Annotated in this window: 24 protein-coding genes and 1 pseudogene; 19 read left to right on the top strand and 6 right to left on the bottom strand. The window is 45.2% G+C overall.

The genetic code is table 11. From position 1 onward, the window contains the following. The 4 genes and pseudogenes from UXZ23_RS12240 to UXZ23_RS12225 all read left to right on the top strand — a co-directional run. Positions 1–374: pseudogene (locus UXZ23_RS12240) on the top strand (hypothetical protein); the annotation flags it as partial. Between the two features lie 39 nt (positions 375–413). Further along, on the top strand, positions 414–1,013 hold the full coding sequence (locus UXZ23_RS12235; protein WP_320820847.1) for a YfiR family protein: 600 nt from the start codon (positions 414–416) through the stop codon (positions 1,011–1,013). Further along, positions 1,010–5,947, top strand: a complete 4,938-nt coding sequence (locus UXZ23_RS12230) for an EAL domain-containing protein (protein ID WP_320820846.1) — start codon at positions 1,010–1,012, stop codon at positions 5,945–5,947. Before UXZ23_RS12235 ends, UXZ23_RS12230 begins: the two co-directional genes overlap by 4 nt. Before the next feature lie 19 nt (positions 5,948–5,966). Continuing rightward, positions 5,967–6,827 carry an HDOD domain-containing protein gene (locus UXZ23_RS12225; protein WP_320820845.1) on the top strand — a complete coding sequence of 287 codons (861 nt, stop codon included), beginning with the start codon at positions 5,967–5,969 and terminating at the stop codon, positions 6,825–6,827. An 8-nt stretch (positions 6,828–6,835) separates the two neighbouring features. Here the strand turns inward: UXZ23_RS12225 and UXZ23_RS12220 are convergent, their stop codons facing one another. Continuing rightward, a complete protein-coding gene (locus tag UXZ23_RS12220; RefSeq protein ID WP_320820844.1) occupies positions 6,836–7,087 on the bottom strand; it encodes a DUF1145 domain-containing protein in 252 nt (83 codons plus the stop codon). Between the two features lie 161 nt (positions 7,088–7,248). On the opposite strand from UXZ23_RS12220, the gene ubiE reads away from it, so the two are divergent. From ubiE to tatC, 9 genes are all read left to right on the top strand, one after another. Next, positions 7,249–7,998, top strand: a complete 750-nt coding sequence (ubiE, locus tag UXZ23_RS12215; protein WP_320820843.1) for a bifunctional demethylmenaquinone methyltransferase/2-methoxy-6-polyprenyl-1,4-benzoquinol methylase UbiE — start codon at positions 7,249–7,251, stop codon at positions 7,996–7,998. Next, positions 7,998–8,627 carry an SCP2 domain-containing protein gene (locus UXZ23_RS12210; RefSeq protein ID WP_320820842.1) on the top strand — a complete coding sequence of 210 codons (630 nt, stop codon included), beginning with the start codon at positions 7,998–8,000 and terminating at the stop codon, positions 8,625–8,627. The genes ubiE and UXZ23_RS12210 overlap by 1 nt, the downstream gene beginning before the upstream one ends. Positions 8,628–8,629: 2 nt before the next feature. Beyond that, entirely contained in the window at positions 8,630–10,282 is a 1,653-nt protein-coding gene (gene ubiB, locus UXZ23_RS12205; protein ID WP_320820841.1) for a ubiquinone biosynthesis regulatory protein kinase UbiB, read from the top strand. A gap of 113 nt (positions 10,283–10,395) precedes the next feature. Next, entirely contained in the window at positions 10,396–10,773 is a 378-nt protein-coding gene (hisI, locus tag UXZ23_RS12200) for a phosphoribosyl-AMP cyclohydrolase (protein WP_320820840.1), read from the top strand. Between the two features lie 9 nt (positions 10,774–10,782). After that, the gene (locus UXZ23_RS12195; protein ID WP_320820839.1) at positions 10,783–11,115 is read left to right on the top strand and encodes a phosphoribosyl-ATP diphosphatase; all 333 of its coding nucleotides are present in this window, start codon (positions 10,783–10,785) and stop codon (positions 11,113–11,115) included. Between the two features lie 6 nt (positions 11,116–11,121). After that, the gene (locus tag UXZ23_RS12190) at positions 11,122–11,454 is read left to right on the top strand and encodes a histidine triad nucleotide-binding protein (protein ID WP_015485423.1); all 333 of its coding nucleotides are present in this window, start codon (positions 11,122–11,124) and stop codon (positions 11,452–11,454) included. Positions 11,455–11,478: 24 nt separating this feature from the next. Next, positions 11,479–11,727 (top strand): Sec-independent protein translocase subunit TatA, encoded by a 249-nt coding sequence (gene tatA, locus UXZ23_RS12185; protein ID WP_320820838.1) that lies wholly within the window; start codon positions 11,479–11,481, stop codon positions 11,725–11,727. Further along, on the top strand, positions 11,727–12,074 hold the full coding sequence (tatB, locus tag UXZ23_RS12180) for a Sec-independent protein translocase protein TatB (protein WP_320820837.1): 348 nt from the start codon (positions 11,727–11,729) through the stop codon (positions 12,072–12,074). Before tatA ends, tatB begins: the two co-directional genes overlap by 1 nt. Next, positions 12,071–12,817, top strand: coding sequence for a twin-arginine translocase subunit TatC (gene tatC, locus UXZ23_RS12175; RefSeq protein ID WP_320820836.1), 747 nt, complete (start codon positions 12,071–12,073; stop codon positions 12,815–12,817). The genes tatB and tatC overlap by 4 nt, the downstream gene beginning before the upstream one ends. Before the next feature lie 20 nt (positions 12,818–12,837). Here the strand turns inward: tatC and UXZ23_RS12170 are convergent, their stop codons facing one another. Next, positions 12,838–13,719, bottom strand: a complete 882-nt coding sequence (locus UXZ23_RS12170; protein WP_320820835.1) for a prenyltransferase — start codon at positions 13,717–13,719, stop codon at positions 12,838–12,840. 202 nt (positions 13,720–13,921) lie between these two features. Between UXZ23_RS12170 and UXZ23_RS12165 the strand changes: the two genes are divergently transcribed. Both UXZ23_RS12165 and UXZ23_RS12160 read left to right on the top strand, forming a co-directional pair. Beyond that, positions 13,922–15,694 carry an SLC13 family permease gene (locus UXZ23_RS12165; protein WP_320820834.1) on the top strand — a complete coding sequence of 591 codons (1,773 nt, stop codon included), beginning with the start codon at positions 13,922–13,924 and terminating at the stop codon, positions 15,692–15,694. Between the two features lie 46 nt (positions 15,695–15,740). After that, positions 15,741–16,421 carry a TetR/AcrR family transcriptional regulator gene (locus tag UXZ23_RS12160; protein ID WP_320820833.1) on the top strand — a complete coding sequence of 227 codons (681 nt, stop codon included), beginning with the start codon at positions 15,741–15,743 and terminating at the stop codon, positions 16,419–16,421. A 99-nt stretch (positions 16,422–16,520) separates the two neighbouring features. Here UXZ23_RS12160 and UXZ23_RS12155 read toward each other — a convergent pair whose 3' ends face one another. The 4 genes from UXZ23_RS12155 to UXZ23_RS12140 form a co-directional block, all read right to left on the bottom strand. Then, positions 16,521–16,889 (bottom strand): hypothetical protein, encoded by a 369-nt coding sequence (locus UXZ23_RS12155; RefSeq protein ID WP_320820832.1) that lies wholly within the window; start codon positions 16,887–16,889, stop codon positions 16,521–16,523. Between the two features lie 118 nt (positions 16,890–17,007). Continuing rightward, complete coding sequence (locus UXZ23_RS12150) at positions 17,008–17,805, bottom strand: S1/P1 nuclease (protein ID WP_320820831.1); 798 nt, start codon at positions 17,803–17,805, stop codon at positions 17,008–17,010. 107 nt (positions 17,806–17,912) lie between these two features. Beyond that, positions 17,913–18,998, bottom strand: a complete 1,086-nt coding sequence (locus tag UXZ23_RS12145; protein ID WP_320820830.1) for a DUF3080 domain-containing protein — start codon at positions 18,996–18,998, stop codon at positions 17,913–17,915. A gap of 3 nt (positions 18,999–19,001) precedes the next feature. Beyond that, positions 19,002–19,661, bottom strand: a complete 660-nt coding sequence (locus UXZ23_RS12140) for a TetR/AcrR family transcriptional regulator (RefSeq protein WP_320820829.1) — start codon at positions 19,659–19,661, stop codon at positions 19,002–19,004. Between the two features lie 192 nt (positions 19,662–19,853). Between UXZ23_RS12140 and UXZ23_RS12135 the strand changes: the two genes are divergently transcribed. The 4 genes from UXZ23_RS12135 to UXZ23_RS12120 all read left to right on the top strand — a co-directional run. After that, complete coding sequence (locus UXZ23_RS12135) at positions 19,854–21,296, top strand: coniferyl aldehyde dehydrogenase (protein ID WP_320820828.1); 1,443 nt, start codon at positions 19,854–19,856, stop codon at positions 21,294–21,296. A gap of 164 nt (positions 21,297–21,460) precedes the next feature. Beyond that, complete coding sequence (locus UXZ23_RS12130) at positions 21,461–23,050, top strand: choline dehydrogenase (protein WP_320820827.1); 1,590 nt, start codon at positions 21,461–21,463, stop codon at positions 23,048–23,050. Positions 23,051–23,169: 119 nt separating this feature from the next. After that, positions 23,170–23,718, top strand: a complete 549-nt coding sequence (locus UXZ23_RS12125; RefSeq protein ID WP_320820826.1) for a twin-arginine translocation signal domain-containing protein — start codon at positions 23,170–23,172, stop codon at positions 23,716–23,718. Positions 23,719–23,798: 80 nt separating this feature from the next. Next, a partial coding sequence (locus UXZ23_RS12120) for an FAD-dependent monooxygenase (protein ID WP_320820825.1) occupies positions 23,799–24,088 on the top strand: 290 nt, incomplete at its 3' end.

Raw genomic sequence — 24,088 nt, 5'->3', positions numbered from 1 at the left:
TAACTGTGCGCACGCAGAGAGATGCAGATAGCACCGATATATTTAGTCCTGTGCCACTCGAAGGCGGTAGTCCTGAGCACCAGGCTGCCTTACGCTCTATACATGACATCAACGAATCAATGACATTCGATTTATGGGCCAAATATGTAAGTCACTTGGATTCAACAACATTATCTGCCACCCGTGAAGACAGCATAGAAGAATACACCAGCGTAAATGCTCGCTTTGCCTGGCTGCCTAAGAATAATATCGAGCTTTCATTGGTTGGTAAAAATTTATTTGACAATCGTCATCCAGAGTTTATTGGCGAATACTATATTTTACGCAGCGAAGTAGAACGATCTCTTTATGCTCAAGTAAAGGTAGAATTTTAACAATACTTTAAATAACGCAATTAAGCCGGCATAGGAGACTTGGCTATTTACTTTTCGGCCCACTTAAAAACCTCTAGTGTATTGATATTATTGCGATCAATCGTAACTCTATGCCTATCTTTTTATTGCTTCGCTTTAGCTGTTCAAGCTGAGGAAGAGGCAACAGCCGAATATAAATTAAAAGCAGCGCTTTTATATAAATTGACACGGTTCGTCACTTGGCCGGAGCAAGAAGTAAAAACAAATAGTTTCGCTATCTGCGTTTTGGGTGAAAACGTTTTTGGCGATGCCTTAGAACCCTTAAGAAAACGAGAAGTTAAGGGACATCCCATTCAAATCTTCTACTTTTCACAATCCGAAGACATCAACAAGGCCTGCCAACTGATTTTTATTAGTGACTCCAAAAAAGCCTTTATTAGACAAATCATTCAACGGCTCAATAGTGAGGCGACGCTCACTCTCAGCGACAGCAGCGAGTTTGCTGTCAACGGTGGTATGATTGAATTTGTTCAAGGCGAACGCAACATCGGTTTTAAAATAAACTCGGCAAAAGCAAAACAGGCTGGATTATCTATCGCCGCACCATTATTAGAACTCGCCGAAATTGTCGGCATCGATGATAGGAAGTCCTCAAAATGACGCGCGCCAAGCATAGTAGTATTGCGCAGAAACTACGCCGGGCAATGGTGCAAATTAGTGCATCAGCACTCATTCTCGCTTCAACCGGATTTATTACTCTAGAATATTTTTCATATAAAGAAGCGTTAAATCAGCGAATTCAGGTGCTGTCAGAATTCATTTCGACAAACTCTAAAGCAGCATTAAGCTTTGATGACGAAGCAACTGCAAAGCAACTTCTCAGTTCGCTTAGCGCAGAAATCTCCATCGAAAAGGCAGCACTTATCCGTCGCGATGCAAATATTTTCACAATGTACAACAGAAATTATTCAAGTATTAATATTTCTAATAATGAAAAAAAAGAAAATCATTATAATATAAATATAGATATCACCCCACTTATTCTGGGGCTTGAATCTAACACCAGTAGCTTAGAAATATTCACACTAGACAAACTGATTTCATTCAAAGCAATTTCAATTGATGACGAAATTATTGGATATGTATATATCGAAGCTGGCCTAACCAACCTATATGTCAATATCACAAATTACATACTCATCGCGCTATTACTAATTTTAGTTATATTAGTCCTAGTATACTTTCTATCGAATCGATTGCAGCGCATGTTCTCAGCACCAATCCGAGAATTAGTCGCTGGTATGCAGCAAGTCGCAGATAACCAAGACTATAACTTCCAGGTACCGCAACGTCGTAATGATGAAATCGGAGTACTCATTCAACGCTTTAATGAAATGCTAGAACAGATACAAGCGCGTGATAATAAATTGAGCAAGTATCGTGATGACTTAGAAAGAAAAGTTATCGAACGTACTGCAAGTTTGCAGGAAGCAAAAGAATTAGCGGAAGCAGCCAGCAGAGCGAAGAGCGAATTTTTAGCCGCCATGAGCCATGAAATTCGTACACCTATGAACGGTGTATTAGGGATGACTGAGTTATTACTCGACATAGGTTTGGATGTTAGAGCACAGCGACTTGCGGCTACAGCCTATCGTTCGGCAGAATCTCTGTTGTCAATCATAAACGACATTTTAGACTTTTCAAAAATTGAAGCTGGTCAGTTACAATTATCTATCGAGACTTTCGATTTACGTTTACTACTCGACGATGCGCTGGAATTAGTTAGCCATCAAGCCCATCGAAAAAAATTGAATCTGGTCGCCAATATATCGCCAACTTTACCAATAAAAGTTAAAGGTGATTCGGTTAGATTGCGACAAGTTCTTGTGAATTTACTAGGAAATGCCGTGAAATTTACCGATAGCGGCGAAGTAAAACTAAGCGCACGCGTTTTATTTAACGATTACCAACAAGCAACTCTCTTTTTTGAAGTCTCGGATACCGGCTTAGGTATCAAAGCCGATAAACAATCCCATATTTTTAACGCTTTTAATCAGGCTGATGGATCAACCACACGTCAGTATGGAGGCACCGGATTAGGCTTGTCGATATCACAGCACCTCGTTAGCTTGATGGACAGCAACATCGAACTTGAGAGCAAATTTGGCCAAGGATCTCGCTTTTTCTTCACCGTGAAACTCGATATTGCCCAAGACCATGACGACATAAGCTATGGTAACGATGTGTTAGCTGGGGTGAAAATATTAGTAGTCGACGATCACAATGTTAACCGCGACATACTACACAGCCAATTATCCTCATGGGGAATGCGCTATAGCGAAGCCTACAGCGGCAAAAGCGCGTTAATGAAACTGCGTGAAGCAAGTGATCACAATGATCCTTTTGCCGTTGTCATACTCGACTGGCACATGCCTAAAATGGATGGGCCAAAACTCGCACAATTAATCAGTGATGATTCGGCTATTATGCCAACCAAACTCATCATGTTAAGTTCATCGACGGAAAATTGTGGCGAAGAGCTGCGGGCTAATAGCCAGTTTATGCGTCTTTTAGCGAAGCCAGTGCGACAGCAACAACTATACGAAAGCCTATGCGATGCCATCAGCGAATTTACCACCGAGCCAGCAACAATTAACCGAGTACATCGTATTCAATTTAACGCCAAGGTACTGCTAGCCGAGGATAATCCAGTCAATCAGGAGGTTGCGATTGGTTTGCTATTGATGATTGGTTGTCGTGTTGATGTGGCAAATAATGGTATCGAAGCTATTAATATGGCTACCGACAATCAATACGATTTAATTCTGATGGATTGTCATATGCCAGAGTTGGATGGCTTTATGGCGACCTCTGGCATACGAGACTTAGAAGCTGAACAGCAGGCCAAGAGAACACCGATTATAGCCCTAACAGCAGATGTACAAAAAGGCATTATAGATCGTTGTATTGACGCGGGTATGGATGATTATTTGAGCAAGCCATTTAATCAAGATCGTCTTAGCGCTACACTTTCTAATTGGCTAAAAGTAAAAGAAGATATAGACAATCATAAGAAAAACAATATTGATAACATTAAAAAAGAAGATGCACTTGACGTAAAAGTTAGTGATTTTAGTAATATTTTAGACAAAGAATCTATTGATCAATTGAAGTCTCTATCGCTATCTACTGGTCGCGACATCATCGGAAAATCGATTAACTTCTTCATTGAGCAATCGCCAGAAAAAGTGCGGTTTTTGGTATCCAGCGAGAAAGATAGCGAATACGAAAACATACGATTGACCGCTCATAGTTTAAAGTCAGCAAGTGCAAACCTAGGAGCTTTGAAATTCTCCAATATTTGTCAAAAAATCGAAGATGCGGCATTGCGCGAAGATGACGATGTAATTAGCCTAAACATTGAATCATTAACGCAACAATTACCTAATATCATTTCGGTTTTGAGCGAGGTAATTACCACTACCGAAATAAAGTTGACCATCTCGCCCCCGATAGAGAATCATCACCAAGATAACGAGAAATTCTCAGTTTTATTAGTTGATGATGACGATGAATTTCGCTTACTCGCTCGAGAATCACTAAAAGGGGCAGGTTTTATTATTCATGAAGCCAGCTCAGCACAGCAAGCTCTCAACTATCTAAAGAATGCGCGACCTGAACTTATCTTACTCGATGCATTAATGCCTATTTTAAGTGGATTTGACCTGTGTAAGTCGTTACAAGAGTCAGCTTCCACATCGGATATCCCTATTATCATGTTGACTGGTTTAAATGACATTGATTCAGTTGATCGCGCTTTCGACGTCGGCGCATCTAACTTCGTCAGCAAGCCAATTAACTTCGGTTCTCTTTTCCATCAAATTCGTTTTCAAATTCGCTCTGCTAGAAATCAACGCGAATTAGCCGAAAGTCGTGAGCGCCTGCTCAGTGTGCAACGCATTGCTGGCTTAGGTTACTGGCGCTGGCACGCTGATGAAGATAAATTTTTAGCCTCTGATCAGCTTTGCCAAATGCTGGATAGCGAAAAAACGGTAGAAATTAGTAGCTTGGCAGACTACTTAAAGTTCGTGCATGCGGAAGACCGCCAATATGTGCATGAAAGTATTAAATCAGCACTCAGAGGTGAACTAGTCCACCCCTCAGATTATCGCTTAGTAAGCAACCAAGATCGAATTACCATTATTCATCAAGATATTGGCGTACTACCGGAAAACCTGCATGTCGTACTCGGTACAGTTCAAGATATCACAAGACAAAAAGAAGCGGATCAACGCATCCGTCAACTTGCTTACACCGATATTTTAACAGGCCTAGCTAGTCGTGCTTATTTTTATAAACACCTAGATGAGGTGATTAAATCAGCCAATCGTCGCGAAGAAATGTTTTCGATTTTGTATTTAGATCTTGATGGATTTAAAGACGTTAACGACAGCCTTGGTCATGACTGTGGTGATAATTTATTAAGTGCCATTGCTAAGCGACTGCAGAGCGCCGTAAAAGAGACCGACTTTGTAGCACGTCTTAGTGGTGATGAATTTTGTATTATTGTTGAAAACATCGTCGATCAATTGGACGCAGCAGAAACGGCTAAAAAGTGCCTCGACGTTATTAATCAGCCATTAATGTTAGGTCAACAAGAAATACGCCCGCGTGGCAGTATCGGTATCGCACACTACCCATCCGATGGGCAAGACATTCAAGCCTTACTAAAAGCAGCCGATAGTGCTATGTATGCCGCCAAGGCTAATGGTAAGCATCGCTACGCCTTTTATCGTCCTGAGTTCACCTTGCAGGCAGAAAGTCGCTTACAAATAGAGCAAGATTTACGCTTAGCATTTGAGCGCGAAGAATTTATTTTATATTACCAACCCAAAATTGATCTTGAATCGCAAAGAATTATTGGTGTAGAAGCATTATCTCGTTGGCTTCATCCCGTCAAAGGAATGATTCCACCCAATGATTTTATCCCTATCATTGAACGTATAGGTTTATCTCGGACACTTGGTGAGTGGGTACTAAAAACAGCCTGTAACCAGCTTTTAGAGTGGCATAACTTAGGCCTTACAGAGATGCAAATGTCGGTCAATATATCGCCATTGCATTTTGATGACCTCAGGCTGATCAATACCGTACAAAACGTACTCGCTGACACCGGCTTACCGCCGGAAAAACTCGAGTTAGAAGTTACAGAAAGCGTAATTCAAACGAAGGGGAATACGCTTGATATTTTTAATACACTGCGTAGCCTTGGCGTGCAGATTGCAATTGATGATTTCGGCACAGGTTATTCTTCATTGGGATCTTTAAAACAATTACCCATTGATACCCTGAAAATCGACCGCTTATTTGTCGTCGATATGCTTAACGATACAGAATCCTCCGTCTTGCTAGGTAGTATCGTCGGCATGGCACATGCGTTGGGGTACAGTGTGGTCGCTGAAGGTGTCGAGGAAGGTGATCAAGTGATCGCGCTCAGAGGCATTGGTTGTGACATTTGCCAAGGCTTCTATTTCAGCCGCCCAGTAGAAGCGAGCCAGATTGTTATTCTCGCCCAACGGCGCTCATGGTCATAACCGTGAGAAGGTGATGCTAATGACGAAACTATTTAATTCGGCACTAGAGTTTGAGCAAGCGTTTCCTCAATCGGATGTGCCGATGATGTCGATTGGCACCACACATTTATTAAAAGCGTTCGCCCAGCCAAATCTCGCAATAGATCAGTTACCAACCATTCTTGAACAAAGCCCAACCATAGCAGCCAAACTTTTAGCCCTAGCAAACTCAGCGTGGTCTGCACCAGCCAGCCCAATCACTCGGCTCGATTCTGCCTGCACGCGTTTGGGATTAAATGTTGTTCGAAGTGTTGGAGTAGCACTTGCTGTGTCTTCTCCATTTAACACGTCGCGTTGCCCGAACTTCCATGCAGGACAATTTTGGGCGCGTACCCTCTTAATTGCCGAAGCAACCACCCTACTTATACCTTGCATTACACCGCCACCAGCCATCGACATAGGTACAGCACGCACAGCAGCCCTATTTCATAATCTCGGCTTGCTATTTTTAGTGCATAATTTTCATCAAGAAACAAATCAAGCTTTTTTGCGTAAGCAAACTAACGAGGACTTGGTATTAAATGAATTACTAAACGAAACGCTTGGCATTAATACTAGCGATGCGGCGACCTTGCTAGCAAAAAAATGGCATCTTCCCAACGCCCTAGCGGCGACGATGATGGCCTATCAAGATATGCAATATCAAGGTACCGAGTGGCCGACAGTCGCTTCCGTGGGATTGGCGGTTACCGCGGTTGGTGCTATAGAAACGCAAGGCAGCTTTACTTCACCTAAGCATCCCTATCTGACGTTAGATAGCAGTAAATTAAAGCCAGTAACGTCTCAGCTACTGCGTACACAAGTAGCAATCAATCAACTGGCTCAATCTATCCGCTGGTAGGAGAGTAATTACTTCTTCGGCATGAAACGCTGTAAGTGGAACATCCCAAAAACAAATACTTGAATAGCATCCAAACGTAGGTTGGTACTTTTAGAACGGAAGGCGGCTAAAAAGAACAGCACTTCTAAAACGTGTATACCTGCAACCACGAGCCCAATTGTCGGCAACCAACCCGCCACTCCAGTCCATCCTTGAACCGTAGCCGTCAGCACTAGCGCCCAAAACACCAAAGTTGCTGCTTTATTCATTATGGTAAACATGGATATTTTCCTCAATTTTTATTGATAGCGACACAGCTTGCCCCACAGGCATCCTATTTAATAGGTGCAAAGATGCCATCCCCCGAAGTATTCCGGTTATGTAGAAAGAAGACATTCCTAGCTCTGGCCGTTAGAATAGGATTCCACCATGGGAGGTTCGCATGTCAGACAATAAAACTACACACTTCGGTTATGAAACCGTTGCCGTGCAAGAGAAACAGGCCAAGGTTGCTGACGTTTTTCATTCTGTAGCGGCTAAATACGATGTAATGAACGATCTTATGTCGTTTGGTGTTCACCGTCTGTGGAAACGAATTACCATTGATATGAGCGGCGCTCGCCCAGGTGATACCGTATTAGACTTAGCCGGTGGCACCGGTGATTTAACCAAGAAGTTTTCTAAAATTGTTGGTCCGCAAGGCAAGGTTGTGCTCGCTGATATCAATTCTTCAATGTTGAATGTGGGTCGTGATCGGCTGACCGACCAAGGCTATGTTGGTAACATCGAGTACGTTCAGGCCAACGCTGAATGCCTTCCGTTCGAAGATAATAAATTTGACGTTATTACCATCGCCTTTGGATTGCGTAACGTTACCGACAAAGATGCCGCGTTGCGTTCAATGGCGCGGGTTCTAAAACCTGGTGGTCGTTTATTAGTGCTAGAATTTTCTAAGCCAACCAATCCGCTCATGAGTAAGGCTTACGATATCTATTCATTCTCAGCGCTTCCTTTTATGGGCAAGCTGGTCACCAACGATTCTGAAAGCTACAAATACTTAGCCGAATCTATTCGCATGCACCCAGATCAAGAAACCTTGAAGGGTATGATGGAGAACGCTGGTTTGGTGCGCTGTAGCTACCACAATATGACCAGTGGCGTGGTTGCACTGCATCGTGGTATCAAACCTTAATGGTTAACGCGGTACTGGGGCAAGCACTCTGTATTCCCGCAGAGTTAGCCATCAATAACATTCTGAAGCATGACGCCGCTGCTATCGCCGCGCTTGGGCATCATCAGGGTCGTTTATTGGGTATAACTATTATTGGTGTTGCCAAAATCACTGTGCGCCTGCTCGATAACGGCATTCAACTAGGCATGAGTAGCGACCATGTGGATACCGAAGTCACACTAAGTGGCAGCATGAAAGACTTTATCCGCCTAGCTCGCGCCGAAGACAAAGCGAGTGAGCTGATCAATAGCAATATTGGTATGGATGGCGATACTGAACTGGCGTTAGCCGTAACCCGTATCGTGCAAAAGCTCGATATTGATTGGGAAGCTGTAATTAGCCCAGTGACTGGCGGCGTTATTGCGCACCAACTGGGTAAAGGACTGCGCAATATGTTTGGCTGGGGCCGCACGACCCGTGTCACCTACCGCCAAGCGGGTAAAGATTACCTCGAAGACGAAGCTCGTTTAATTACACCGGAACCGCTAGCACGCCAGTTTTCCAACGACGTTGATGAATTGCGCTTAGCCACCGACCGACTTAGCGCTCGTATCGCTCAGCTGCAACAGCAAGCGACCAACAAGGAATAAACGTGGCAAACTTCTGGCGCCTTTGGAAAATCCTATTCGTATTTACGCGCTATCGTCTCGATAGCTTAGTGCCTATGGATCAGCTTCCGCTGAGCTTGCGCATACTATTGTGGATTGCACCTTGGCGTTTTTATCCAGTGCCAAGAAAACTCAATCGCGGCGCTCGATTACGCCTAGCGCTTGAAGCCCTCGGGCCAATTTTTATTAAGTTTGGTCAAATTTTATCGACTCGTCCTGATCTTATTCCAGAAGACATCGTTAAAGAGCTGAAGCGCTTGCAAGACGACGTTCCACCGTTTTCCTCTAAGGTCGCGATGGCGCTGATTGAAGATCAGCTAGGACAAAAAATCAGTACTCTATTCGCTGAATTCTCACCCGAACCATTGGCCTCTGCCTCCATTGCCCAAGTACACGTAGCACGCCTTTTTGGCGAAGGATCGGAAGCAGGGAAAGAAGTTGTCGTAAAGGTTGTTCGCCCAGGTATTGAAAAAACGATTGAACGCGACTTACAACTACTCGAATTTATGGCAGCCTTAGTCGTGCGCTATTCCGCAGAAGGTCGTCGCCTAAAGCCACAAGAGGTCGTCGAAGACTATCGCCATACTATTTACGGCGAACTGAATTTACAGATCGAAGCCTCCAACGCTACACAATTACGCCGTAATTTTGCTGGTTCTGAGTTGTTGTATTTTCCAGAAGTTTACTGGGAGTACACGCGTAACAAGGTGATGGTTAGCGAGCGTATTTTTGGTATTCCCGTCGCCGATATCGATCAGTTATACGCACAAAATACCAATATGAAAGTCCTAGCGGAACGTGGCGTTGAGATTTTCTTCACCCAAGTATTCCGCGACAGTTTCTTTCATGCAGACATGCATCCCGGCAATATCTTTGTCTCACGCGAACATCCAGACAGCCCACAATACATTGCTATAGACTGCGGTATTGTCGGCAGTCTTACCGAAGAAGACTTGCACTACCTTGCCATGAACTTGCTGGCCTTCTTCAATCAAGACTACCACCAAGTAGCGCAGCTCCACGTTGATTCTGGCTGGGTACCGCCATCAACCAAAGTACATGAATTTGCTGCAGCGATACGCAGTGTGTGTGAGCCTATATTTGAAAAACCTCTATCAGAGATTTCCTTTGGCCAAGTGCTAATTCAACTATTCAGCACCGCACGACGGTTCAACATGGAAGTTCAGCCGCAACTGGTGTTGCTACAAAAAACCTTACTTAATATCGAAGGTTTGGGCCGTCAGCTCTATCCCGAGCTAGATCTATGGACTACGGCAAAACCGTATCTTGAGCGTTGGATGCGTGAGCGTTTTGGCCCTAAAGCGGCATGGAAAGAATTTAAGCGTCAGTTACCAAGCTGGGTGGAAAAAGCACCGCAAATTCCCGGCCTTATCCATGGTGCCCTATCGCGCCTGAATCATATGGACGAAAACCAGCTTGCAATGCAACAACAGATCCGCGAACTCAGCCTTGCACTAGCACAACAGCAACAACAAAAACGGCACCAAACGTTAGGCACCCTAACCTTAGTCAGTGGCTTGTTTGCTTGGTGGCAAGCCTATGCATTGGCCATTCCAGAACTAGCGGGCTTAGGCCTCACAGGTGTTGGTATTCTGTGGTTGCTATTGAAAGCCTAAAGCAACAGCTGGGAGCTACCCAGAGCGCATCGCTTTGCGGTATTCTGCCATCCCCAAAGAAACCCGCTCAATTGCCATAAGTGACATTGGGTTTGATAGAAAGGTTTAGCACTATGACATGGCTTGATGCCGTAAAATGGGACGCCGATGGTTTAATTCCGGCGATTGCCCAAGATTATAAAAGCGGGCGTATCTTGATGATGGCTTGGATGAATCGCGAAGCCTTAGAGCTAACCGCACAAGAACAGCGTGCTATATATTTCTCACGCTCGCGGCAAAAACTATGGCGTAAAGGTGAAGAATCCGGTCATGTCCAAAAGTTGCATGAATTGCGCCTTGATTGCGATGCCGATGTAATTGTTATGATGGTTGAGCAATTAGGTGGCATTGCTTGTCATACAGGACGCGAGAGCTGTTTCTATCGCGTATTTGAAAACAACGACTGGGTTACGGTTGATCCCGTTATAAAAGACCCAAAAGACATCTACTAGGAGACTGCTATGAGCGATGTACTAAAAGCCTTGGGCGATATCCTAGAAGAACGTAAAGGCGCATCCGCCGACTCCTCTTACGTGGCAAGCTTGTATCACAAAGGTCTAAATAAAATTTTAGAAAAAGTCGGGGAAGAAGCGACAGAAACAATTTTGGCCGCCAAAGATGCTGAGCGCAGCGGCGATAACAGTGATGTTATTTACGAAACCGCTGACCTTTGGTTCCATACCTTAGTGGCACTCGCTCAACTGGGCGAACGCCCCGAAGCCGTAATAAATGAACTAGCACGTCGTTTTAATATGTCGGGCTTAGAAGAAAAAGCCTCACGCACTGAGAAGTAAGCCATTATGACTGACTGCATTTTTTGCAAGATCGTAGCGGGCTCAATCCCAGCTAAAGTCGTTTATGAAGATGACCTAGTGATTGCATTTCACGATATTGCGCCCAAAGCCGATACGCACTTGTTGGTCATACCCAAAGAACATGTCGTGAATTTAGACGACTTACGCGCAGAACACGGAAATTTGATGCAGCACTTGCTGTTTTCTATCCCAAAAATTGCGCAGCAGCAGCAACTGGACGGCTATCGCACCATCACCAATACTGGTGAAGGCGGCGGGCAAGAAGTCTTCCATATGCATTTTCATATTTTAGCCGGTGCAAAATTACCGGGCTTTTAACCCATTTTAAGGTGAGGTAACTCCATGTTAGGTGGAATCAGTATTTGGCAAATGCTTATAGTTTTAGCCATTATCATTATGATTTTTGGCACCAAAAAATTAAAAAACATTGGTGGTGATCTTGGCGGCGCAATAAAAGGCTTCAAAAAGGCCATGAACGAAGAACCGGAAGAAAAAGATACAAAAACGATCTCTCATAACGATGCAGAGAAAGACGAAAGTCTGAAAAAAGATGCTGAATTCAGCAAAACCAAGGATCAGGACAAAGCCTGATGTTTGATATCGGTTTTCTGGAACTGGTGGTCGTCGGGGTTTTAGGACTATTGGTATTGGGTCCTGAACGCCTACCCAAAGCTGCTCGCACCATTGGCTTGCTGGTTGGTCGCGTGCGTCGCACCGTGAATAATTTCCAAGAAGATCTCGAACGACAGGTTCGAACAGAAGAACTTAAGCAAAAATTACGCGACCCTATGGCAACCTTCCTCGACGAAGACATTACCAATCCTGGACGTCTGCGCAAAGATGTTACCCCACTAGAAAATAATATCGCCGAGAAAACCGAACCAAGCCAACTTGATAATCCGCAAGATAATCCTAAATCGACCGACACGTCCTCATGAACGATCAAGAACAATCGCTGGTTAGCCATCTCGTCGAATTACGTAATCGGTTACTGCGTTCAGTACTACTAATTCTCGTTATTTTTTTAAGTCTATTTTATTTCGCCAATGATCTGTATTTGATCTTAGTAAAACCGCTATCGTCACTTATGCCTGAGGGTGGCCAGATGATAGCGACGGGGATCGCCTCGCCTTTTCTAGTACCGTTTAAGCTTACCTTAGTATTGGCGGTATTTTTATCCGTGCCGTATTTATTGCATCAAGTCTGGGCCTTTATTTCACCAGGCTTATACCAGCACGAGAAAAAATTTGGTATTCCGCTGCTACTTTCTAGCATCGTTTTATTTTATAGCGGCATCGCATTCGCTTATTTTGTGGTGCTACCGCTGGCATTCGGATTTTTCACTGGCGTAGGGCCCGCTGGTATTTCCATCATGCCGGACATCACTAATATTTTAGATTTTATCTTAAAAATATTTTTTGCTTTTGGTATCGCCTTTGAAATTCCAATTGCGACATTTTTAATGGTACTCAGTGGCATTACCACGGTTGCAGCCCTTAGCGAAAAGCGCCCTTATATCTTCTTAGGCTGTTTCGTTGTTGGTATGTTAGTGACCCCCCCCGATGTCATATCTCAAACTATTTTGGCAGTACCTATGTGGCTACTGTTTGAAACAGGTGTATTGGCATCGCGCTTGATTAAAAAGCCTAGCGACGATCAAGAAACTGAAGGAAGCGCTTAATACCTCCTCACTCATCCCATTTAACCGAGGATGAGTGTCACTCCCAGCACTAGCGGAGTCACAACCGTCGCCACAACATTCATCGCCATAAACTGTGGCTGTTGGCCTATCGTCTTACCGTATTCACTTGCTCCTTTCGCACTAACTAAGGTTAAAGTCCAAGGAAGCAAGGCGAGTAAACTCCAAAGAGGCCAATCGCCACGTCCCACCGCTAAAACAACCACACCGGCAGTGGCGAAACTTAGCACACGATACATGCGCACACTGGCGGCAATACCGTACTGAATCGGGAAATGCTTACGACCATGCGCAGCATCCGCTTCTAAATCTGGAAATTGGTTCAGTAACAGTAAATTATTAACCAAAAAGAAAGGCACCAGCGCTGCGAGTATCGTTGCCGTATCGATGCGCTCAGCCAACACTAAGGTTGTTCCTAACACCATCAACAAACCGAAGCTCAAGCCCGGAGCAATTAAACACATCCAAGGCGAACGATTAATCTGACGCGTGTACGTTAGAATAATAATCCCACCCAAAACACCTAATGGCAATATTTCCGGCACTCGTAGCGCGAACCAAAAGCCAATAGCAGCGACCCCAACTAACGTCGCTACCGCCCCAAGCAAGACCGCATTGGCGGCTTCGGGTTGCGACGGCAATGCGCCGCTGCCGCCACTAAAAGGCGTGCGAATAGTGCAGTTATCTAAGCCACTGCGATAGTCCTGATACTCGTTCAGCATATTCACACTGATGTGGGCTAATAAAGCACCGAGCAAAATCAACACAACATCAACTGCTGAGATACTGGCCCCCAACCGATAAGCACACGCCACACCGACTACTACACACATAGGCGGCAAAATCAGAAACGGCACTCGCATGGTTTGAACAATGGTCTTCATGGATCTTCCTTGTTACACGGCTGACTATACATACGAGAGTTTTACCACAAATTATTGGCTACTCTATGACCCTATGATGAACATGGTCAAAATTGCTCAATGACTTACAACTGAATCGTATTAATTAAGGGGATTTTATTCTAATGTGAAATATTCCGCGTGAGTTATGATGTGCGTCATCTTTGTATTGGAGTGTATTAGAGTGGACTGGCAGGCCTCGCTTTCTATTCTTGTAACCGTTGCGGTGCTAGGCACCCTAATTTTTACTAATGTTCGCCCTCATATCGTTATGATGGCCGCACTCACTATTTTTAGTGCCACCGGTATTTTAACGCCGAGCGAAGCCCTATCTGGCTTTAGCAATAGTGGCTTAATCACCGTGGCAGCTATGTTTATGGTGGCCGCTGGCATTCATGCCTCTGGTGGTGTCGACATTCTCGTAAATCGAGTTTTAGGAACGCCGACAACCTTACGTTCAGCCATGCTGCGAATTTACGCACCTGTCGTACTTCTCAGTGGCTTCCTGAACAACACACCGGTTGTCGCCACTATGATTCCAGCGATTCACGCTTGGTGTCAGAAAATCGGAATTAGCCCTTCGCGCTTAATGATTCCGCTGAGCTACAGCGCTATTTTGGGCGGAACACTCACCATGATAGGTACGAGCACAAACTTAATTGTGAACGGCCAATATCAAACGCTGACTGGTAGCGATGGATTCTCCTTATTTTTTATCACCCTCATTGGTATACCTGTTGCCATCGCTGGTGGCACCTTCATGCTGTTGTTTTTCCCCTATTTGCTACCTAAGGCCAATCAACAAAAAGAAGCTTTTACCGATTTACGCGAGTTCACCTTAGAAGTTTCCGTTGCTACTGATGGCCCTCTCGTTGGTAAAACCGTGCAAGAGGCCGGCTTGCGTAACTTACGCCGAGTGTATTTGGTTGAAATTGAGCGCGGCGACACTGTACTTACGGCGGTTTCCTCACAGGTAACGCTGCAAGGGGGCGACCGCCTTGTCTTCGCGGGTGAGACTCAAGCCATCTCACAACTGCTACGCATCAACGGTATCGTGCCATCATGCACTCAAGATGAAACCGCACTTAGTAAATCTCGCCCAGAGCGCTGTTTGGTAGAGGCAGTTGTATCTCCGCATTGCGCAGCAATCGGCCAAGCAATTCGCGATGCCCGTTTCCGTGATCGCTATGGTGCCGTGGTGCTTGCTGTTGCTCGAAATGGTGAGCGCATACAAGGCAGTCTAGGCACAATTAAATTGCAAGCTGGCGACACTTTGCTACTTGAGGCGCGCCCGGCGTTTGTTAGTCGCCAACGCTTTAATCGTGACTTTTTATTGATCAGTGATTTAGGCAAAGAAACCCCACAGCATGATCGTGCCTATTTAGCTTGGGGGATTCTAATAGCGGTCGTCGGTGCGGCAGGCCTAGGCATCATTAATATGCTTGATGCCTCACTGATTGGCGCTGGATTAATGATCGTTACCGGCTGTTTGAACACTAATCAAGCTGAACGTAGCCTAGATTTAACCGTACTCATTACCATCGCGGCATCATTCGCACTTGGTGCGGCACTGCAGAAAACCGGTGTCGCCGCTATGCTTGCAGAAAATATTGCACTGCTGAGCGATTATAAACCTTGGCTAATGCTGATTTTGACCTACGTTACCGTATCGATTCTGACGGAAATCATTACCAACAATGCTGCCGCAGTGCTTATGCTGCCAATCACCTTGGAAATGACCGATAAACTCGGGCTGGCACACGAACCCTTCGTGTTGGCCATTATGATGGCGGCATCCGCTAGCTTCGCAACCCCGCTTGGCTATCAAACGAACTTGATGGTTTATGGCCCTGGCGGCTATAAATTCAGCGACTTTTTACGTGTTGGTATCCCGATGAATATCTTTGTCGGCGCATTTACTATTGCTGTGATTTGGGTGTTATTCCCTTTAACATGACGGTCATAACAGACCCTACATATTTAAATAGACTGTCACTCTTTATATGGATACCGATCACAAAGCGAATACTTATCAACGCCTAATTAAAGGTGCGCGCGAATTAGTCGCTGAAGGTGGATTTGCCGCCGCCACACTTGAAGCTTCCGCCGAACGTGCCTTGGTAGAATTTGATCTGGCCCAACGCTACTTCGCAGACAATGCATCGCTTTCAGTAGAAGTCTTTCGTTATGCTACTCAGCATGAAGTCACTATGGTGTTTCACGCCAGTAAAGCCGACGGCGAAAACGATAAAGCAGCAGAACGCTTAGAGCGAGCCGTGTATACATATACTCGACGTGCCTTGCGCGCGCCGCGAATGGCTTATGCGCTCATTGCTGAGCCTGTTGGTCCATCTGTAGAGGTCGAACGTCTAAAATATCGGTTGGCATACGCCGAGATTTTTGAAGACTTAATTCAGGGTGGTATTCGCACTGGAGAATTCGCTCACCAAAACCCAAGCGTTAGCGCAGCGGCATTGGTTGGTTTGTTAGCTGAATCATTAATTGGTCCATTATTCCCAGTTCAAGGAGATAACCCAGATATCAGCGCTAGCCTTGATGCTAGAAAAACCATGCCCGCCGATCAGCAAATTGAGTTAACCGGTTTGTTGTGCGCGATCAGCTTACGCGCCATTGGCGCAATACCGAAAGATTTACCTGCGCCGATCAGTGATAACGACAACTAATACAAATATTCGTAATTTGCCTTAGCTAATACCGCAGCGCTATTGAGATAACCGATACATACGAGTGCGCATCCGTTAAAGGTCGCACTCGTTTTTTATTCAATTAGACTCAGGCAGATCCGCCATTAAACCATTATCCGTATTGCTAACTTGCGCTTCGTCAACCGCTGGAGTTTCCGCATCGTCTATCGCTTCAGCATCACATGACCATCCCCGCGCTCGTTGCTTTTCTACAAATGCCGCCGCTTGAGCCTCACAATAGCCAACTTCAAAAGCCGCAGACCATAGCACTTGCACACCGTCGTCCTTGGTATAGCGCACGTCACACGGCACATCGTAGTCGCCGCTGTATATCACCTCAATAAGGCGCACACTACCTTCATGCTGGCACACCATGCGCGTATCAGTTGCCGCTAATGTCGGTGCGGAAAGCGCAAGCAATGCGCTAAAAGTAACCAGTGATTTCATATCCAATCCCTTAACAAATGAAGAACATCTAAGACCTATCTGCGGCAAGAGCCGGTTGCACTTACATAACCTACTCACTACAACGAATCAAAGTAGCAGTGTCAATGGTTCACATTGATCAGGGATTTAACGTGGAGGAACCGAATAAAGTTTCCAGTACATGGGCTAAACGCAATGCTGCTAATCCAATACGAAGCTCAAGTAAATCGCGCTCATCAGTTAACTCGTCGCGATTTAAGGCAATTGGCGCATCTAAATGTTGATAAATAGCCTGTGTAACTGCATACGATTCATTCGCCCACACTAAGGCATCTAAATTATTAGCGAGCGCAAGATCCTCCGCCGTTAATTTATTCATTAACCGCTTTTGCTGACGAATGTAAGCCTCTTTAGTGTTGAACATGCGGCCGTCCCAAACGGCGTGCAAATTGGTTTTTTCATTATCCAGATGTACTTTAACTTTATTACCACCCCAATCATCCCCGTAACTAACGTGCAAGGGTTGATGAATATCGCCAATAAAGTGGCCGAGAAAAAATAACGCCTGCCAATCAGTTGCGGGGGCTTTGACTAAACGCTCCTCCATTTCAGCAATTGCAGACACAACGCAGCCGTCACGCGGGCAATCATCCGCATTGACCGATGTAGCGCTACGATCAACATTAATATAGTGCCAAGGTTTAGTGTGCTTAAAAGCGGTTTGATCTCGCACTTTATCGGGCCAGCTACAGCCTGTTGAAAAAGCTTGGTTCGGAGACAAAGACACCAAAGCATCAACCTTGGCTTGAGTTTTTGGCGTGAGCTGGTCATATGCAATTTGGCAAATGATGGCATGACCGCGAGATTCAAAACTGTGAACGCTGCCAGTACCCAACAAAACAAAAAGCGCACAGCTACAACGTAGAAAATTTAGCATAACGAGTGTCCAGCCAATAAAAACAATAGGCTAGCATAGCCCTGCTAAGCCTCCCACTGCCATCCTTAGAACGCAGCAATGAGCTAATGACAATGCCGACGTAACCGCTAGTTATCCGATATATGAGAGGCGCCCTTTACGCCGGTAGGCATTAGTCCGCACTGGCTAAGAATTCCCTGCCAAGCTTTTACATGACGTTGATGAGAACGCGTCAACTTATCTCTCTCTACACTCACTTGCTGCAACCAAGTAAGGTATGCATCAGGAGCTGGTACGAGTGTTCGAACGGCATTGAGATCAAACATGATTGCCGTGCCAAAACGATCAACTCGACTCATGTAAGGCTGCAATACTCCGGCATAATATTTATAGAACACATTATTGAGAATATCGGCTGTTGGTGTGCTGCGCCCTACTAAGCACAATGATTTTACGTTAGTACGATACTCCAGCAGTTCCGCAACCTGATTATTCACGCGAGTTAATAGGCGCTGACTTTGCAGCCACTGACCAATCGCTTCGCTCAGCAACCACTGCTGCTGTTGCAGCTCCATTTCCGCATCATCGTAGCCAAACTGCTGACCCTGCCAGCGGTTACCTTGCTGAAGAAGATAATCGAACACCTGTAAGGCAACATCGAGGTTATCAGCCGACGCTGGAGCAATAGGCACAGGTTGTGTAGCAGGACTAATCAAGCTTTGCCATTCATGGCCGGTAAACCAAGCATTCCACCAGCTATCCATACGTTCCGCACGTTTGGCGACTAATACCGACGCTAAAGTCTCGGCTAGCTCCGGCTGTGTTTGCTCTAACTGCTGCACGCAGGCAGGGCCTAGTAATAAAAAATCACGCTCCATATGCAAACGCTGACTGGGCAAGGCGAGCTTACCAAGCGAACTATTGCGCTGGCCAATCACACGGCTTAGCTCGCACGACGACAGCCGTAAAAAATCGAGGAGGTTAATTTGCGTGGTTTGAACCTCGATACGATTATCTTGAATACGTAATTTCGGCAAGGGATCTAACGACTGCTCTGCATCAAGCTCAACATTAAGAACACGCGCAACTCGCTGGGCGTAATCTTCAAGGGCGCTCTCAGGAGAAACGCTGCATGCTGAGAGCAAGGCGATAACAAACAGGAGGACTATTCGCTTCGCAACAAGCTGAGCATCGCCGCTACCCAAGCCAGCCATTAACTACTCTGCTTCTAGCCAATCGGGTTTAGGAACGAACTGCTTTTGTAACTCATCCATCGGGGCTAGATAGGCATCCGTTATGAATGGGCGCTCCAAACTGAACACTTGATAGATACCACCTTGTAGCATCTCTTGTGAAATAGACTGACTATCGCCGCCGATAAGATTACAACGCAGAAATGAAAACCACGAGGTAACAATAATCCAAGTGTTTAACGCCAAGCCTCTCACTTCTTCTTCGTTAGCGGCAATGATACCTACTTGATCTAGACCGCGAAAAATTTCAGCAACACGGTCAAGGCAAAGACGGAAAAACTGGCGATAGCGACTGTGTAGCTCGGGATCGGCACTCAATAAATGCTCCATATCGCGATGCAAGAATCGGTAATCCCACAGACCAGAAAATACTTCGCGCAAGTAATGTAGTTTATCGTTTACCTGCAATGGGCGCTCCGAAGGCACCTGCAAGATCGTCAGCACGCGTTCTTCGTAGCGTAGAAACAGATGATAAATAATCGCCTGCTTGTTTTTGAAATGATAATAAAGATTGCCCGGCGAGATACCTAGGTTCGCGGCAATGTGATTGGTCGTCACGTTGCGTTCACCTGATTCATTAAACAAAGCCAAACTCGCATCAAGAATGCGCGCTTTCGTACTCATGAATTACTCCGCCCCTGTCTGATTACGCCGATATTGTCATATGACATGGCTTTCGTGGCTAATTAATACTCTATGGGTTGACGTTTTAGAGTAATAACTCTAATAATGCAATCTCTGACTGATATTTAGCCTATAAGCACTGACACTTAGGTCCGCAGTCTCAACACTCACAGCTTACTGAGGAGCCTAGCTATGGTTGCCACGGTTACCGATTTACATACGCCGGATCGTGAAATTGAACGTTTGCGGACTCTGTTTATTCAACAGAAACAGGCATTTCGTAGCCATCCCATGCCCTCCCCTGAAGAACGGGTAGAACAACTACGTCGTTTGAAGCAAGGCATTATCGACAACCAAGACAAGCTCATCAGTGCTGTTAACCAAGATTTTAGTTGCCGCTCAAAAGATGAAACCTTAGTCGCTGAAATCATGATCACAGTTGAAAGCATCAACTATATGATTAACAACGTGCGTAAATGGATGAGGCCGTCACGCCGCCACGTCAGCATGTTATTTGCCCCGTCATATAACCAAGTTGTCTACCAGCCGTTAGGGGTTGTCGGTGTTATGGTGCCGTGGAACTACCCGATACAACTAGCGCTTGTGCCCTTGGCAACCAATTTAGCGGCTGGCAATCGCACTATGATCAAGATGTCGGAATTTACGCCCGCGACCAACAAAGCTCTAAAGCTATTGCTGGACGGAGTTTTCGACGAATCCTACGCAGCCATCATCGAAGGTGAAGTCGACGTATCGACTGCATTTTCAGAGAAGCCGTGGGATCACCTGATATTTACCGGATCAACCGCTGTCGGCAAGCATGTCATGGCGGCGGCAGCGAAGAACTTGGTTCCTGTAACGTTAGAGCTAGGTGGTAAGTCACCTGCGATTGTTGCGCCCAACACTAACTTGCAGCACGCGGTTGACCGTATTCGTTTTGGTAAATCCTTAAATGCTGGGCAAACCTGTATTGCGCCAGATTACGTTTTGATTCCCGAAGATCAAGAAGAGGCCTTCGTTAAGGCATATCAAAAGTCATTCGCAAAAATGTACCCGAACGTACGTGATAACAACGACTACACCGCCATCATTAACGACCGCCAACACCAGCGTTTACAAGCCTGGGTAAAAGATGCTGAAGAGAAAGGCGCCCGCATTACGGTGGTCAATCCAGCCAAAGAAAATTTCAGCGGCACACGTAAAATGCCGTTGCATCTTGTGCAAGGTGCAACCGACGATATGACAGTTCTACAGGATGAGATTTTTGGCCCAATATTACCGTTGATCCCATACAAGACTTTAGAAGATGCTATCGACTACGTAAACGATCGTGACCGTCCGCTAGCCCTCTACCTGTTTAGTTATGATAAAGAACAAGAGCATAGAGTGCTGAATCGCACCCACGCTGGCGGCGTATCGGTCAATGACACTCTGATGCACATCGCTCAAGATGACATGCCTTTTGGCGGTATTGGCCCATCGGGTATGGGGCATTATCATGGCAAAGAAGGCTTTGTGGCATTGTCCAAAGCCAAACCGGTTCACCGTAAAGGGCGCTTCAATAGTGGGAAGTTTATCTACCCACCCTACGGAACCACGATACAAAAAATCATTCACAAAATATTTATTCGTTAGATAAGAAAATTGGAGTTTTTAACTAATCTTGGTAACGAATTAAGATAAGTGAGCGCTATATCGAGTCGATCGATAGTGCACCCAGAGAAATTGCATATGACGTTAGGCACATTATTTATAGCCATCATTCCGTTAAATTTTTTATCGTTGAGGATAATAAATAGATGAAATTTGATTACATTATCGTTGGCGCTGGTGCAGCAGGTTGTGTTTTAGCCAATCGTCTGTCAGAAGATCCTAATAATAAAGTCTGCTTACTAGAAGCAGGCCCAGCTGATAATAGTATTTTCATTAAAGTACCCGCTGGCATTATTTTCATGATGCGCTCACTGACTCGCAATTGGCGTTACTGGACTGAACCTCAAAAGGCTCTAAATAATCGTCGTGTATTCATTCCTCGGGGTAGAACCTTAGGTGGATCTTCTGCGGTTAATGCTATGTGCTATACCCGTGGTCATAAGTGGGACTTCGACCATTGGGAGTCACTGGGCAACAAGGGTTGGGGCTATGATGACGTACTGCCCTTATTTAAACGCAGCGAAAACTATGAGCCCGGCGCCAACGAATTTCATGGTGTCGGCGGCCCAGTTAACATTGCCGATTTACAGTCGCCGTTAGAGGTTAGTAAAGCATTTGTCGATGCGGGTATTGAGGCAGGCTATCCGGCTACAGATGATTTAAATACAGACAAACCAGAAGGCGTCAGTTTATTTAAAGTATTCCAGAAGAATGGTGAGCGCTTTGGCGCTGCTAGAGGCTATCTTCATCCGGTATTGAATCGCCCTAATCTAACAGTAATGACAGGAGCATCTGTTAATAAAATTCTGTTTGAAGGCAAACGTGCAATCGGTGTTGAAATTGCGCAAAAAAGAAAAATTTCGGTATTAAAAGGTGCTGAAATCATTTTATCTGGTGGTGCAATCAACTCACCAAAATTATTAAAACTATCAGGTGTCGGCCCTAAGGCTGAATTAGAACAACATGGCATTCCTGTCATCCATGAATTACCCGGTGTCGGCGAAAACCTACAAGATCATCCTGATATTTTAGTGGTTCAAAAAAGTAAGCGCTCGGACACTATTGCCATAACACCTAAAGTATTATTCGTTAAGGGGCCTATTGCTCTATACAATTATATTTTTAAGAAGACCGACATTCTAACCTCCAACGTTGCTGAATCAGGCGGTTTTATCAAATCGCGTCCGGAAGAAAGCATTCCCGACATACAACTGCACATGAGTTGCGTTCGATTGGACAATCATGGTCTCGATTTATCGTTTACTTTTGGTTATGGATATTCAGGTCATGCCTGCGTGCTGCGTCCAAAAAGCCGCGGGACTATTAAGTTAAAAGATGCAAATCCAAACAGTTACCCTCTGATTGATCCTAATCTTCTCGCTCATCCAGATGACGTTGAAGGTATGGTTCGCGGGCTAAAATCCGTGCGTAAAATTTTTGCTCAAAAAGCATTCGCCCCTTGGCGTGGCGACGAAATCTTCCCTGGCAAAAATGTTCAGTCAGACGAAGAAATTCGAGATTTCATTCGTAAAAAAGCCGATAACATTTATCACCCAGTAGGTACTTGTAAAATGGGGCATGACGATATGGCGGTGGTTGATGACACGCTAAAAGTGCATGGACTTGAAGGATTACGTGTTGTTGACGCATCCATTATGCCAACCCTCGTAGGAGGAAATACCACAGCTCCTACCCTTATGATCGCAGAAAAAGCAGCAGATATGATTCTAGGATAATCATCATAAGTGTATTTGGAGCGTATTGATTTAGCGAAAGTTTATTTACTCTCACTATGGAACCGCGCGACACAAGAAATTTTTATAAAATATTTATCCGTTAGAAGGCAAGATTCAGCATGATAGAAACATCACGACGCGGATTTCTGCAGCTCGGTGCTACAGGTACCGCCGCACTAGCAATAGGCTCGGGTATAGCGACACTAACAGGTTGCAGTAAAAAACCAGCAACAGCACAAGGCTACAAAGTGCTGCGCGAAGGCGATCTGCTATTTATCGGCGCATTAGCACCCGCCGTTTTGGTCAAGGCATATCCAGGCCCGCTAGGCGTCAACGCGCGCGAGCGCCTGTTAAAGCAGCTGGATTCCGTTCTCAATACATTACAAGGCCATGCCCGTGGTGAATTGTTAATGATGTTCGATTTAATGAACTCTGCACCACTGCGTTTAGCTACTGGCGCCCCGTGGGGATCGTGGAGCGATGCCAGCGTTAAAGATGCTGATGATTTTTTGAATAGCTGGAAACACAGTAGCCTACAAATTAAACGTATGGGTTATAGCGGTTTGTGTAAGTTAATCTCTATTTCTTGGTACTCACAACCGGAAAACTTCCCAACAACGGGTTATCCAGGTCCGCCAGTGAAAATTCCAACACCTGTATCCGCCTAAAAATAGAACCGTAACGACGGCAAAAAAATAACTACGAGTGACGGTTATCGATCATCACTCGAAAATAAAGAGACGTATGTATGCAACCGAAGACAAATCGTACACCGCCGATACCAATGGTTGCCGGCATCCCAGACCCAATTCTTGAAGGGATTGCTGGCGGCTGGAATGTAGAAGACGCAGCTGATTTAAATGACGGTCAAATTTTAGAGGCTGATGTCGTCATTATTGGTACTGGTGCGGGGGGCGTTACAACGGCCGAAATTCTAGCTGAAGCGGGATTCAAAGTTTTAATGCTAGAAGAAGGCCCATTAAAAAGCACAAACGACTTTAAAATGGACGAGAGAAAGGCCTATCACGATCTGTATCA

This window comes from Thalassolituus sp., from assembly GCF_034111725.1.
Taxonomy (GTDB): domain Bacteria; phylum Pseudomonadota; class Gammaproteobacteria; order Pseudomonadales; family Oceanobacteraceae; genus Thalassolituus.
The sequence above is the reverse complement of the archived record's forward strand: the minus strand, read 5'-3'. Positions and strand labels throughout refer to the sequence as shown.

Excerpts from the sequence above, each read along its gene's own strand:
- UXZ23_RS12230 (WP_320820846.1), top strand. The coding sequence starts at position 1,010 with ATGACGCGCGCCAAGCATAGTAGTATTGCGCAGAAACTACGCCGGGCA.
- UXZ23_RS12225 (WP_320820845.1), top strand. The coding sequence starts at position 5,967 with ATGACGAAACTATTTAATTCGGCACTAGAGTTTGAGCAAGCGTTTCCT.
- UXZ23_RS12220 (WP_320820844.1), bottom strand. The coding sequence starts at position 7,087 with ATGTTTACCATAATGAATAAAGCAGCAACTTTGGTGTTTTGGGCGCTA.
- ubiE (WP_320820843.1), top strand. The coding sequence starts at position 7,249 with ATGTCAGACAATAAAACTACACACTTCGGTTATGAAACCGTTGCCGTG.
- UXZ23_RS12210 (WP_320820842.1), top strand. The coding sequence starts at position 7,998 with ATGGTTAACGCGGTACTGGGGCAAGCACTCTGTATTCCCGCAGAGTTA.
- hisI (WP_320820840.1), top strand. The coding sequence starts at position 10,396 with ATGACATGGCTTGATGCCGTAAAATGGGACGCCGATGGTTTAATTCCG.
- UXZ23_RS12195 (WP_320820839.1), top strand. The coding sequence starts at position 10,783 with ATGAGCGATGTACTAAAAGCCTTGGGCGATATCCTAGAAGAACGTAAA.
- UXZ23_RS12190 (WP_015485423.1), top strand. The coding sequence starts at position 11,122 with ATGACTGACTGCATTTTTTGCAAGATCGTAGCGGGCTCAATCCCAGCT.
- tatA (WP_320820838.1), top strand. The coding sequence starts at position 11,479 with ATGTTAGGTGGAATCAGTATTTGGCAAATGCTTATAGTTTTAGCCATT.
- tatB (WP_320820837.1), top strand. The coding sequence starts at position 11,727 with ATGTTTGATATCGGTTTTCTGGAACTGGTGGTCGTCGGGGTTTTAGGA.
- tatC (WP_320820836.1), top strand. The coding sequence starts at position 12,071 with ATGAACGATCAAGAACAATCGCTGGTTAGCCATCTCGTCGAATTACGT.
- UXZ23_RS12170 (WP_320820835.1), bottom strand. The coding sequence starts at position 13,719 with ATGAAGACCATTGTTCAAACCATGCGAGTGCCGTTTCTGATTTTGCCG.
- UXZ23_RS12160 (WP_320820833.1), top strand. The coding sequence starts at position 15,741 with ATGGATACCGATCACAAAGCGAATACTTATCAACGCCTAATTAAAGGT.
- UXZ23_RS12155 (WP_320820832.1), bottom strand. The coding sequence starts at position 16,889 with ATGAAATCACTGGTTACTTTTAGCGCATTGCTTGCGCTTTCCGCACCG.
- UXZ23_RS12150 (WP_320820831.1), bottom strand. The coding sequence starts at position 17,805 with ATGCTAAATTTTCTACGTTGTAGCTGTGCGCTTTTTGTTTTGTTGGGT.
- UXZ23_RS12145 (WP_320820830.1), bottom strand. The coding sequence starts at position 18,998 with ATGGCTGGCTTGGGTAGCGGCGATGCTCAGCTTGTTGCGAAGCGAATA.
- UXZ23_RS12140 (WP_320820829.1), bottom strand. The coding sequence starts at position 19,661 with ATGAGTACGAAAGCGCGCATTCTTGATGCGAGTTTGGCTTTGTTTAAT.
- UXZ23_RS12135 (WP_320820828.1), top strand. The coding sequence starts at position 19,854 with ATGGTTGCCACGGTTACCGATTTACATACGCCGGATCGTGAAATTGAA.
- UXZ23_RS12130 (WP_320820827.1), top strand. The coding sequence starts at position 21,461 with ATGAAATTTGATTACATTATCGTTGGCGCTGGTGCAGCAGGTTGTGTT.
- UXZ23_RS12125 (WP_320820826.1), top strand. The coding sequence starts at position 23,170 with ATGATAGAAACATCACGACGCGGATTTCTGCAGCTCGGTGCTACAGGT.